Below are 13,296 nucleotides of genomic sequence, written 5' to 3' on the forward strand. Positions count from 1 at the left end.
AATGGATGGAAGCAACACCGGCAAGATAATCAACGACCCCATCTTCGGGTTCATCAATATCCCTCATGGGCTGCTACTCGACATCGTCGAGCACCCGCTGATGCAGCGTCTCACGAGAATACGCCAACTCGGGCTGACGTCAATGGTCTACCCATCGGCCCAGCACACCCGCTTCCAGCATTCGCTCGGCGCCTACCACCTCATGAGCGAGGCCATCGCTACGCTGACGCAGAAAGGAGTGTTCATCTTCGACAGCGAGGCCGAGGCCGCAGGGGCAGCCATACTCATGCACGACATCGGCCATGGCCCATTCTCCCACGTGCTCGAGCGCACGCTCATAAGCGGAATAAGCCACGAGGAGATATCGCTGCTCTTGATGGAACAGGTCAACCGCGAAATGAACGGCCGACTGAACCTCGCCCTCAAGATATTCAAGGACGAATACCCCAAGAAGTACCTCCACCAGCTCATAAGTAGCCAGCTCGACATGGACCGCCTCGACTACCTGCGCCGCGACAGCTTCTTCACCGGCGTGACCGAAGGCAATATCGGCTGCGACCGCATAATAAAAATGCTCAACGTCAGCGGCGACAGGCTCGTGATAGACTCCAAGGGGCTTTACACCATCGAGAACTACCTCATGTCGCGCCGCCTTATGTACTGGCAGGTCTACCTCCACAAGACCACAGTGGCGAGCGAGAAAGTGCTCGTCAACGCCTTGCTGAGGGCCAAAAGCCTGGCCCGCCGCGGCGTAGACCTCTTTGCTACGCCCGCGCTGCGCCACTTCCTCTACAACAATGTCGACGCCGCCACTTTCCGCCATGACCCCGAGGCGCAACGCCATTACGCCCTGCTTGACGACAACGACGTATGGAGCTCGCTGAAAGCATGGACCAGCTGCAGCGACAAAGTACTGGCAACCCTCTCGGCGGACATTGTCAACCGCACACTCTTCAAGACGGAACTGACTGACACACCCGCCACACCCGCACGCATAGCCGACATTATAGCCGCCATAGCTGCCAGATACTGCATAAGTCGCGACGACGCAGCCTGCCTGACAAGCCACGGCGAAATACGCAAGGACATGTACGACGCCACACACGACCGCATAACCATGCTATATCCCAACGGGATGGAAAAAGACATATCCGAAGCCTCCGAGATATTCAACATAGCCATGCTGTCAAGAAAAATCAGGAAATACTACCTCTGCTACCAGCGGTAGCCACAGCCGGGAGAAAGGCTATGTACGGTGTATATATGGAGGAAGACGTTGGCCTAACGCACCCTTAGCTCCCAAAACGCCACGGCGGCGGCAGCCGCCGCGTTCAGCGAGTCAACACCGTGCGCCATCGGAATCCTGACCACATAGTCGGCCGCCGCGACAGTAGCGGGCGGTAGCCCGTCGCCCTCGTTGCCAATGATGATAGCCAGCCGCTCCTCGTTACGCAACAGCGGCGAGTCAAGAGGTACAGAGCTATCAGCCAAAGCCATCGCCACAGTCCTGAAACCCATCGCCCGCAAGGCATCGGGTCCCCCGTCGAACCGGGCCCATGGCACGAGAAACACCGCTCCCATCGACACCCTGACACTCCTGCGGCACAGAGGGTCACAAGCTCCTCCGGCCAGCAACACCGCATCGACTCCCAATGCCACAGCCGAACGGAATACGGCGCCGACATTCGTCGAGTCGACCACGCTATCCAGAACGGCCACACGGCGAGCCCCTCGGCACACTTCACACGCACTTCTCGCCTCAGGGCGGCGCATGGCGCAGAGCACGCCGCGCGTCAGGACATACCCCGTAAGAGCTGCCAGCACCTCCCTGTCGCCCGTATAGACCGGCACGCCGTCCAAACGGGCTATAATGCCCGCCGCCTGGCCAGCTATATGACGCCGCTCGCACAGCAGAGACACCGGCACGAGGCCGCTGTCGAGAGCCACACTAATCACCTTCGGGCTCTCTACTATAAAAATCTCGCCATCGCCGCGTAGGCCAGCCTCGGTCAGGCGGCTGTACACCTCAAGGCCAGGATGGTCCAACGACTCTATCTCTATACAGTTTACATTACCAATCATAACCTATACATTGGACGATCGAGGCCGGAATTTAACCCACCCCGCATACAAAAAATCAATACAGAACATACAAATATACTCAAAAGTGGGCGTAAATGAAAATGAAGAACGAAGTTTTTTATTGTTTTACCGAGCCACATCCTATATTCGTGAAACAATATACGGAAAATTCGGTAAAAAAGCCCATGAAATGGATATATAATTCATCTTTTCATAAACTACACCGGAAAATAAGTATTACAAAAATATAAGACTATACCTCTGCATGTTAAAAAGGACCTGTCAACCATTAATTCTACATTAGTCTAAACTCTTATCGCGTAGCCAGTCATACATCAATCTCGCCACATCGGCATTATTTAAATCAGACATAGGGAAATGGGTATTGCCCCGCAAACCTACGTCTGGCAAGTGAATAACTGTCACATCACCACCAAGACGGTTCAGCATTTCCGCCCAACGACGCATCAAATGCAGACGACGTGTCCATTCGTATATTTCAGGACGCTCGTCTGTATCAGGCAGATTGTCACCATAGAACACCACGATAGACACTTTCGTGTATTCCATAAAAACATTTGTCGGAACTTCAATTCCCTCCGTTTTATTTGAAAGGGTCAAAACACGGCCTTCTTCCGGCACTTGCCCTTCGGGAAAAGGAATACCTCCACCTGGCTCGTACGCAACTATACCTTTGATATTCTTTGTTTTTAATAATGTCTGCCAACCGACAGGGCCTCCTTGTGAATGTGTAACGAATACGGCTGGACCTATTTTGTCGAACAATGCGGCGTACGCATCGGAATATACATCAAAATCTACAGAGCCAAGCGTTGGCGTCATCTGTCTAAAGAATTGGTCCAATGCCTCCGGCGCCCGGCTAAACTGAACGCCATCAAAAAACTCAGGCCAAATCCCCAAACGAAAACGGTTAAACCACTGTTCTTCATCAAATGTTGGCGTTATGGTAACTTTTTCTGTGCCACGACCGGCATTACCGCGCCGTGGTTGGTCAACAAGATATACACTAAATCCTTTGCGTAAAAAAATGTTCTGAAATCCATCACGACCGTCAGGTGTAGTTTCCCATGTTTTTGAAAACTGGCCTACTCCATGAGCGAATACCAACGGATATTTACGTGTGCCAACAGGTTTTTGGTAGAAAACATAGGCATGGTCGCCATGATAAGTATGTCCTAATGAATCTTTCAATATTATTCCACCAACGGTAAAACTGCCTTGTTCGGCAATCTTTAATACGTTCTTGCCTGAACATCCCATGAGCAATAATGCAATGATTACAAATGCCGCCGTCCTTTCCATTCTATTTTTGTACTTTTGATTCCTGCAATGCGTCATAACGATTACCCATAACAGGAATTGATGAAATAATCTTTTCCAACTCTTTTACCTCATCATCTGTAAAAACTACATCCGTTGCACGCAAGTTTTCTTCAAGATGTGACAGTTTTGTTGTACCAGGTATGGGTACTATAAACGGTTTCTTGTTCATCAGCCAAGCCAATGCAATTTGGGCTGGGGTCAATCCTCTCGTACGTCCGAAAGCGTTAAGGACCTCCACTATACATGTATTAGCCCGGATAGCGTCTGGCTGAAAACGTGGCAGCGTCTGTCTGTTATCATTATCAGGGTCGAATTTTGTATACTCATTTATCATTCCACCGAGAAATCCACGGTTTAAAGGACTGTAAGGAACAAAACCTATACCCAATTCTTCACATACAGCCAGTACCCCATTTTCCTCAAAGGCGCGGTGCATAAAATGGTATTCGCTTTGGATAGCAGTCACCGGGCATACTCCATGAGCACGACGTATTGTTTCAGCATTCACCTCACACATTCCCCAATGAAGGATTTTACCCTCTTTAATAAGTTCGCCAACAGTCTCGGCAACAACCTCGATAGGCGTATTCGGATCTATACGATGCTGATAAAAGACACCCAATGTCTCCACTCCGAGATTACGCAATGAATTCTCGCACACACGACGAATGTTAGCAGGCGTACTGTCCTCCTCCGTTTTCATCTGTACTCCATTAACAAACTTATGTCCGAATTTGGATGAGACAAATACACGGTCGGTATAACCTCTCAATGCTTCGCCTACTAATTTTTCATTGACATGGTAGCCATAGCTTTCTGCCGTATCAAAAAGTGTTATGCCTCGTTCAACGGCTTCACGCACAAGGGCTATTTCCGCTTTACGATCCGGATGCCAACTGCGGTTGTGATTCAGCCCCATACAGCCATACCCTATTGCTGATACGGTAAAAGCCGCTTTTCCACTGCCTAACGTACGTTGACAACGTACCGCAGCCATACTGGGCGGAACGCTTCGGTTCGCCCAGTATGGCTGTATTCCAACAGCACTTCCGGCAGCTTTGACTTTCTCCAAAGATGGAGACATGCAAAATGCCATGCTGCTAATGGCTGCCGCCTTTAAAAATCCTCGACGGTCCATTTCAATACGATTTTCTTTCTCTTTCTTCATGATGTAATTGCCTTAATATTCCGTTATGTATAAATCCATAAATAAAGTATATTGCGAAATGCCATCTTTTGAATTGCCAGAGGCAGCATATTACGCATTAAAAGACGGCCTCTTGCCTGACAATAGGCCACCTTTTGAAAAACATATTGTTACCGACAACGGGTCTATTTCCACATATATGGTTCACTGACGCAAAATTACGGGATAATAATAATCAATCCTGTACCCGAACCACGGATATAACAACCAATTTCGCAGGTGACATAACCTATCGAAATCGCAACTCGCGGATTATGTCGAAGTTACGGGAGCACGGTATATCTTTTCTTATGGCATAACATCAACCATTACAAGAAAAAACTGTATATTTGCAAACATTAAGCAAACCTGTTTATGAATGAAATTACAAAGCTCAAAACAGTACAGGACTACTGTGACCTTTTCGGCATAGAAGCATTGCATCCGTTGATAAGCATTGTGAATTGCGACAAGATGAAACCGATTCGCCACGGCCGCAGGCTTTACAATATTTATGGAATTTTGCTGAAAGACAGCGATTGCGGAATAATGAATTACGGAAAAAGCGTTTACGATTATGAAAAGGGAACAGTTCTTTTTGCCGCACCCGGACAAGTCATGGGAATCAACGATGACGGACAGCTGCACCAACCGGCGGGATGGGCGTTAGTATTCCATCCGGAACTACTGCGCGGCACCCCATTGGCACACTCAATAAAAGACTATACATATTTTTCTTATAATACCAACGAAGCATTGCATCTTTCTGAGAACGAGAGACATACCATAACCGAGTGCAAGGAAAAAATAGAGGCGGAATTACAATATCCATCAGACAAACACAGTAAACCACTAATACTTGACAATGTAAAATTGCTTCTTGACTACTGCATCCGTTTCTATGACAGGCAGTTCACTACACGTGAAAACATGAACCGCGATATCCTCTCACGCCTTGAATCGTTGCTGGACGACTATTTCCGTTACGGCAAACCTGCCACAGAAGGCCTGCCCACCGTACAGTATTGTGCAGACAGACTCTGCCTATCACCCAACTACCTTAGCGACTTATTAAGAAATACGACTGAACTGTCTGCCCTGAAACACATCCAGCTAAAAGCTCTTGACGTGGCTAAAGCACGCATGTACGATACTGATACGTCAGTCAGCGAGATTGCCTACAGCCTTGGCTTTCAGTATCCTCAGCATTTCATCAGGTGGTTTAAGAGAATGACAGGATTCACTCCTGGCGAATACAGGGAGCAGTAATAACCGCAACCATTTTTCCATAAAAATCCGTATCTTTGCAGACATGCATACCGAAAGAGACCTGTAACGGTACAATCGCCAACAGGCACGCACGGATACGTCATCACAGGCGGGCTCTCCCGCATGGAGCGCGCCGCAAGTTTCGGACAGTAACAACAAAAAAATACATACTATGCCTAACGACTATTTTACGTTCAAGGGTTTTACGGTGCGCCAGGACAGGTGCGCCATGAAAGTGGGCACGGACGGCGTTCTGCTTGGTGCATGGGCCCGCTCGCCCGGCAGGCGCATTCTCGATATCGGCACGGGCACGGGCCTGATAGCCCTGATGATGGCCCAGCGATACACCGGTGCCCACATAACGGCCATCGACATTGAACCTGGCGCCTGCGCCCAGGCCCGCGAGAACGCCGTGGCAGCGGGGATGGCCGACAGGATAAGCGTTTCCAACTGCCGCCTGCAGGACTTCGACGGCGGCGGTGCCTGCTTCGACACAATAGTATGCAATCCGCCGTTTTACTCCGGCACGCCGAGGAGCAAGAGCCCCGAGCGCACGCTGGCGCGCAGCGCCTCGTCACTACCCGCTGGCGAGCTGTTCGACCATGCAGCACACCTGTTGACCGACGACGGCCAGATGTCGTTGATCGTCCCGGCTGCATGCTTCGGCACATTCGACGCCGAGGCCGCCATGGCGGGCCTGTGGCCGCACCGCGTATGCGCCCTGCGGACAGTGGCGCGCAAGCCCGTCAGCAGGTATTTACTTGCCTACGGCAAACAGAGGACCGATGGCGTTGAACGGTCCGAAGAGTGCATCATGGGTACCGACGGCGGTCGGTCGGCATGGTATGCGGCGCTAACGGAGGATTTCTATCTCGGCTGAACCGCCTCCACCCAACACGTGGGCGGGCACACATAATTTACCGGTACGGAAGGCAGTTACGGAAGACAGTCTCTTATCTTGAAAAAAGCGGCCATCCACAAGCTTATATACGGCATATCGCAAACCGGTTGGCGGCATATCACAACCAGGCAGAGCAGCCATACAGACTTCATGCTATCACGCTTGACGGACATCCGTCAGCTGGCGGACTAGCTTATCCCTAACGTTATGCATGACGGACATACGAAAGACAAAGAATCTCCATATTTACGCAAAGGCACAACAAAGCGTATCAAAAAGCGAAATCGGAGTGGCGAAAATAAAAAACGCCCTACTTCTTTTGATGTCCAATACCGTTTTTTATATAAAAGCACTATCTTTGTCTTGAAATTAGGAAAATATGCAAGAGCAACTTCCACAACACAAGGCTTACATGCTCTCTGACTTCGGCATACGTCTCAGAAAGATGATTTCCTCACAAGACGGGAATGCGCCTATGACGTATGCCCATCAAGACGATTACTATGTAATGGGATTGGTAGAAGGGGGAAGCGGACGCGGCTTAATAGACTTCAAGGAGGTTTGCGTATCCCGTGGAGACATGTTCGTCATCCAGCCGGGTCAGGTACACCGCTTCATAAGTTCAAATGATATAGAAGGTTGGCTGCTTTTTGTCGACAGTGGCTTTATCGGCCATGCTGAAAAGCGTATCTTTAACGGATTTCTGTTGTCAACCACATCTCCTTTATTCAAAATCGACAATAAACGGCATAATGAGCTTAGGCAAGTCATTGCCATGATTGCAAGCCGGATTGATACTGGCGATGACGATTTGACAAGAACGACAATAATACGGCTTACAGAAACATTCACGGGAATTGTTGTCGAAGCCATAAGGGAAACCGGAGCGTTGCAAGAGAAGCACGGCGGCAGACAGATGGAAATAGCATTGTCTTTTCTCCATCTTCTGGCCGAACATATTACCATAAACCGTTCGCCATCCTATTATGCATCATTGTTAAACATTTCGCCTGGTTACCTGAATGAGATTGTCAAGGAAGTAACCGGGATGAGCGTGACATTGTATATAAGGAATGAACTGATATTGCAAGCCAAGCGTTTGCTTGTTCATACGGGTCTCTCCATAAAGGAAATTTCCAACATGCTCGGCATAGACGACTATGCTTATTTCTCACGTATTTTCATGCAAACCACAGGTATCAGCCCAAGTGCATTCAGGCTGAAAAACCATGGATAATCCAAGTGTTGCCTTATTCTGTCCATACGCTTTTTTAACTGGAATACTTAATTTTGCAGCAAAAAAAGTAATGAAAACGAAAAAAACGACAACCGGATATGTCACAATGGATCTACGTCACTGCACGGCATGTTGGGAATGTATAAAGAAGTGTCCGAAAAAAGTGATAGGCAAGGCCGGTTTCCTTTGTCACAGGCATGCCGCATTCAAGAATGCCGCAGCCTGTATCGCCTGTGGCAAGTGTATAAAAACCTGTCCCAATGGCGTGTTCCTCAAGCCGGATGGAACTGTTTCCATCCACAAAGTAAACACAGGAATGTCATTCGGCATAGAACGGCTATTACCGATAGCATTCGCCGCATCGGCCGTTACCGGTATAGGTTTACATATTGCCGGGCATGGCGGTAACCATGAAACGTGGCACAATTGGGCAATTGCCCATATAGCGGCAACCTTCGTATGGGGCTGTTATCGGTTGCCGGTCACGTTAAACGCCACATATTATGGTATAGAACATTCATATCCAAAGGACTTGCCAAGAAAGATTGGATTACCTTTTCCGTATCAACGCTCTTTCTATCGGTGACGATCACCGGCTTATTATTGATTGCGTATATAGGGGGAGCAAACTCGGACATTGGATTATTGCATTATAAACTCGGCATATTATTATCGGCGGTTTCCTTAATTCATGCTATCTGCCGTAAATGATGTAATATGCAAGCATAAGGTATCATGTTTTTACTTCGGACGTACTGAAACACGAACTTGATACCTAAAAAACAGAGGCTCAACTTTAAAGCAATCCAATAGCCTCCAGGGTAATCCAAACAAGGGTGGCCGCCTTACCCGCCTTCGCCGCCATGCAGGCTGACGGCGGCAAGACGCCTGCGGGCCTCGTGAGCCTCGGGATACAGCTCAAGGGCCTTGCGGTAATTAGCGGCGGCAGCCTCGGGCATGCGCTCACGCTCGCACTCCTTGCCAAGCAGCGTGTATTCGGCGGCAAGCTTCTTCATGAATTCGCGTTGGCGGCGCAGCGTGTCCTCAAGTCGCTCGTTCTCCCGCCTCAACGTGTTCATCCTGTTAAGCTTCATGCGAATAAGGCGCCGTGCGGCTGGCTTCTCTATGTCGTAACGGTGGTGAATGGCCTTGAAGAAGCTGTCGAGAAAAGCGTCGAAATCGCCGCCGTCGAATGCCGCTGCGGCGTCGTGATACTCCCTGTCGGCCTTTGACTCGTTGAGGGCTGAGGCTATCAGCCGGCCGTCGTTGTAGCCTTGGGCAAAGCGGAGTATCTCGGGTCTTACGAACACGTCCTCACGCCTGACGGGAGTCTCTAGGCTTATCCCCTCAAGCGACGTACAGCGCGACAGGGCTACGTAGGCCTGACCTCCGGCAAACACGCCTCCGGTAAAGTCGATGTTGACCTGTCTGAAAGTAAGTCCCTGGCTCTTGTGCACCGTTATAGCCCACGCAAGGCGGATGGGGAACTGTACGTAACTGCCAATTTCCTCCTCATCTATTTTCTTCTCCTTGTCGTTGTACCTGTACTTCATGTTGCTCCAGCGCTCGCGATAGACGTCGTACCCGTTACCATCCTCGGTCACGACATAGAGAACGCCCTCGGCAGCGTCGAGTCCCTCGACGACGCCAAGAGTACCGTTGACCCATCGTCGGTCAATGTCGTTCTTGATGAAGATGACCTGGGCCCCGGGCTTTACTTCAAGCTCTACGGGAGTGGGAAGGCTGCTTTCGGGAAACTCACCTTTCACCTCGCCGCGGAACGTCACCGCTCTGCCTGGCAGCCGCTCGAGCTGACGAGCGTTGATATAGTCTACCGTGTCACGGCGGGTGGACAGGGTGATGGCAAGCCGGCCGCCTGTGGTGTCAAGCCGCCTGCCCACCCTGGCGTTAAGCGCCTGCAAATCAGACTGCTGCACGTCACCCGTGCGGATATGGTCGAGAATGGAGATGAATGCGGGGTCGCTCTGCCTGTACACCTTGCGCAGTTCAATGCAGACAAGGCGCATCTCGCGGAACACTCGGGCCCCGAAGAAGAAGCTCGTGGAATAAAAGGGGCGTAGCATTTTGCGCTCATCCTCTCTGACCACCGGCTCAAGTTGGTATATGTCACCCACGAGCAGCAGCTGCTTGCCGCCGAACGGCTCGCGCATGTTGCGCGAATAGACGCGCAGCACACGGTCGATGAAGTCGATTATGTCGGCCCTTACCATGCTTATCTCGTCGATAACCACCAGCTCAACCTCACGCAGTATCTTGCGCTTCTCCGAACTGTACTTCAGTGTGTTGCGAATGTTGCGCGGCGTATAACGCGAGTCATTGGGCAGCAGCGGATGGAATGGCAGCTTGAAGAAGCTGTGCAGGGTGGAGCCACCTGCGTTAATGGCCGAAATGCCTGTAGGCGCCAGCACGACATGCTTCTTCCTGACATTGGCGCAGATGTAGCGCAGGAATGTCGACTTGCCCGTACCGGCTTTGCCTGTCAGGAACAGCGAGCGCCTGGTATATTGTATTATCTGCAAAGCCTGCTGCAGCTCATTGTTCTCAATATCGATATCTGGCATATTATCCAAGTGCATAAAAAGGGAAAGAGGAGAAACCGTACTTCAACGATGGCCGCAGAACTGAACTGTCCGCTATCCGCACGGTATCTCCCCATTCCATTAATCACGTTACGGTGTACTATAAGTCATCGAACCTTATAACCTCTTCGCGTGGCTTGCCGTTGTCCTTCCTTTGCCCGCTCTTTCCGCCATGGGCGGCGTTGGCGTTCCCAACCTGACCGGCAGCAGGCTGCTTGGCGCCGCCTTGCCCCTGGACCTCCAGCGCGGGCACGGCGTTGCCTTCACCGTCAAGAAGTATTGAGTCTGCATTAACAGCCAGGCTATCAACAAGAGCGGTGTCTTTCTTCGCCGGATAATAGCTGTCACACATATACATGTCACGCGTGATGTCATCGTCCTGCGGCTTGTTAAAACGTCCGTGGTATCTGCCGAACTGCGGGTCGCCCATCAACGACTGGATGAAATATCCGCATATCGGCAAGGCAGTACGGCTGCCTTGTCCCAAAGCCCCCGTCCTGAAATGTATGCTGCGGTACTCACCGCCTACCCATGCCCCTACAACGATATTGGGACTGACGCACATGAACCACGCATCTGAATGGTTGTTGGACGTTCCTGTCTTGCCGCCGAAATCAGTGTCCTGGGCCTTGTTTATGTATCCCCACAGGCTTTGCGACGTCCCTCCAGGTTCACGAAGTCCGCCCATCAAGAGTTGCTGCATGAAAAAGGCGCTCTTATACGGTATCACCTGCTTCTCTTCCTCGGGTGCTGTATAAACCTCGTTGCCGTCACGGTCGACGATTCTCGTCACCAGCATTGGCGGTACATGCTTACCGTCGTTGGCTATAGTACAGTAAGCGTTAACCATCTCAAGAAGATTAACGTCAGAAGAACCTAAAGCCAACGAAGGCTGCTCGTCCAGCGGGCTTTCTATACCCATGTCGTGCGCCGTCTTGGCTATATTCTTAATTCCCATCTCCTGGCCGAGCCTGACGGCTATCGAATTGATACTCCGCGCAAATGCGCCTTTCAATGGTATAGAATCACCCGAGAAATGGCCGTTGGCATTAGTCGGCGTCCATGTCGTCATGCCGTGTTTGGCCTTGTCGTACACTTCCATACGGATATACTCGTCACGCCTCTTGTCACAAGGAGTCAGTCCTTGGTTCATGGCCTCGGTATATACGAACAGCTTAAATGTAGAGCCTGGCTGGCGCATCGCCGTGACCTTGTCATACTTCCACGAGTTGAAGTCAATATCGCCGACCCAAGCCTTGACGGCACCCGTCTGCGGCTCCATAGCAACGAATGAGCAATGCATGAACTTAACCATGTAGCGGATTGAGTCCATTGTGCTCATCTCCTTCTCCACCATGCCCTTATCATAGTCAAAGAGCTTCACCTTATGCGGCTTGTTCAGGTAAAACGTTATAGAGTCAGGACTGTCAGGATACTTTTGTTGCAAGAACTTGTAGTAGGGCTGACGCTTGGCTATATTTTCGATAAACCCGGGTATCACCTGGCGGTTCTCATCCCGCCATGGATCCTGTCCGCTCCAATGGCGGTCAAAATTACGCTGCACCTGTCGCATCTGCTTCCTCGCCGCCTCCTCGGCATATTTCTGCATCCTTGTGTCTATCGTCGTATAGATTTTCAAGCCGCTGCTGTACAGGTCGTACCCGTTCTCCTTGCACCAATCCTTCAAGTAATCGGCTATCGCCTCCCTGAAATACATCGCCTGGCCGTCATAGTTGCTCTCCACACTGTAATTGAGCTTTATCGGTATGGCGCTAATTGAGTCATACTCGGCAGCCGTAATGTCATTGTGTTCCAACATGTTGTGCAGGACGACATTACGCCTTTGCAGGCTGTTCTCCGGATTCGTTATCGGATTATAATATGTAGTGGCTTTCAGCATGCCGACCAACACTGCTGCCTGCTCGGCCGTTATCTTAGCCGGCGTAGTACCGAAATACGTCTTGCAAGCTGTCTTGATTCCGTAGGCGTTCGAGCCAAAGTCTACGGTGTTGGCGTACATCGTTAGAATATCCTTCTTGTCATAAAGCATTTCAAGCTTCGTGGCAATAATCCACTCCTTGCTTTTCATTATAAGAATGCGGATTCCCGGAATATATCCAAGCAATCCTGTAGAATACTGCGTCCTTACACGGAACATGTTTTTGGCCAACTGCTGCGTAATGGTAGAGGCGCCACGGGCTTCATGGCTGACAATGACGTCCTTGAGAACGGCAAACATACCATAAAAGTCAATTCCACGATGTTTGTAGAAGCGTTCGTCCTCAGTATCAATCAGAGCCTTCCAGAACACAGGATTCACATCCTCATACTTTACGGGCGTACGGTTCTCGCTAAAGAATTTACCTATCAACACACTGTCGGCGCTATATATCTCGGAAGCCTCGCTTGTCGATGGATTCTTTATTTGCGAGAATCCCGGAGACTTACCGAACAGCCAGAGGAAGTTGATGTCAACCATACCCAAATAAAGGATAAACGCAATGATTAAAGACACTATCACCGATAGCGTCTTAACATACCATCTGCGCCCCTTATACAGGCCGACATACCAATGGCCAAACGCCTTAGCCTTACGCAGGCATGTGCCTAACATCCTGCCTATAAACGAGTTTTTGAATCCTTCGAACATATTGAGTAAAATTATTTATTATCTCTG

General features: G+C 50.2%; 10 protein-coding genes. 5 read left to right on the forward strand and 5 right to left on the reverse strand.

Annotated features, from left to right (window positions below; all coding sequences use genetic code 11):
* The first annotated feature begins 1 nt into the window (after position 1).
* A complete protein-coding gene (locus H6A34_RS01860) occupies positions 2 to 1,228 on the forward strand; it encodes an HD domain-containing protein (RefSeq protein WP_205103110.1) in 1,227 nt (408 codons plus the stop codon).
* 53 nt (positions 1,229 to 1,281) lie between these two features.
* Here H6A34_RS01860 and H6A34_RS01865 read toward each other — a convergent pair whose 3' ends face one another.
* From H6A34_RS01865 to H6A34_RS01875, 3 genes are all read right to left on the reverse strand, one after another.
* Positions 1,282 to 2,082, reverse strand: a complete 801-nt coding sequence (locus tag H6A34_RS01865) for a TrmH family RNA methyltransferase (protein ID WP_205103111.1) — start codon at positions 2,080 to 2,082, stop codon at positions 1,282 to 1,284.
* 300 nt (positions 2,083 to 2,382) lie between these two features.
* Positions 2,383 to 3,405, reverse strand: coding sequence for an alpha/beta hydrolase (locus tag H6A34_RS01870; protein ID WP_205103113.1), 1,023 nt, complete (start codon positions 3,403 to 3,405; stop codon positions 2,383 to 2,385).
* Between the two features lies 1 nt (position 3,406).
* Positions 3,407 to 4,594 carry an aldo/keto reductase gene (locus H6A34_RS01875; RefSeq protein WP_205103114.1) on the reverse strand — a complete coding sequence of 396 codons (1,188 nt, stop codon included), beginning with the start codon at positions 4,592 to 4,594 and terminating at the stop codon, positions 3,407 to 3,409.
* Between the two features lie 393 nt (positions 4,595 to 4,987).
* On the opposite strand from H6A34_RS01875, the gene H6A34_RS01880 reads away from it, so the two are divergent.
* The 4 genes from H6A34_RS01880 (at position 4,988) to H6A34_RS01895 (ending at position 8,605) form a co-directional block, all read left to right on the forward strand.
* On the forward strand, positions 4,988 to 5,881 hold the full coding sequence (locus tag H6A34_RS01880; protein ID WP_205103115.1) for a helix-turn-helix domain-containing protein: 894 nt from the start codon (positions 4,988 to 4,990) through the stop codon (positions 5,879 to 5,881).
* A gap of 172 nt (positions 5,882 to 6,053) precedes the next feature.
* Positions 6,054 to 6,761 (forward strand): tRNA1(Val) (adenine(37)-N6)-methyltransferase, encoded by a 708-nt coding sequence (locus H6A34_RS01885; RefSeq protein ID WP_205103116.1) that lies wholly within the window; start codon positions 6,054 to 6,056, stop codon positions 6,759 to 6,761.
* Between the two features lie 400 nt (positions 6,762 to 7,161).
* The gene (locus H6A34_RS01890; protein ID WP_205103118.1) at positions 7,162 to 8,019 is read left to right on the forward strand and encodes an AraC family transcriptional regulator; all 858 of its coding nucleotides are present in this window, start codon (positions 7,162 to 7,164) and stop codon (positions 8,017 to 8,019) included.
* On the forward strand, positions 8,012 to 8,605 hold the full coding sequence (locus tag H6A34_RS01895) for a 4Fe-4S dicluster domain-containing protein (protein WP_205103119.1): 594 nt from the start codon (positions 8,012 to 8,014) through the stop codon (positions 8,603 to 8,605). The genes H6A34_RS01890 and H6A34_RS01895 overlap by 8 nt, the downstream gene beginning before the upstream one ends.
* A 259-nt stretch (positions 8,606 to 8,864) precedes the next feature.
* On the opposite strand, the gene H6A34_RS01900 is transcribed toward H6A34_RS01895, so the two are convergent.
* A complete protein-coding gene (locus tag H6A34_RS01900) occupies positions 8,865 to 10,601 on the reverse strand; it encodes an AAA family ATPase (RefSeq protein ID WP_239480722.1) in 1,737 nt (578 codons plus the stop codon).
* A gap of 118 nt (positions 10,602 to 10,719) precedes the next feature.
* On the reverse strand, positions 10,720 to 13,233 hold the full coding sequence (locus H6A34_RS01905; protein WP_205103174.1) for a transglycosylase domain-containing protein: 2,514 nt from the start codon (positions 13,231 to 13,233) through the stop codon (positions 10,720 to 10,722).
* Positions 13,234 to 13,296: the final 63 nt, after the last annotated feature.

It is taken from the genome of Marseilla massiliensis, from assembly GCF_016899855.1.
Classification (GTDB): Bacteria; Bacteroidota; Bacteroidia; order Bacteroidales; family Bacteroidaceae; genus Prevotella.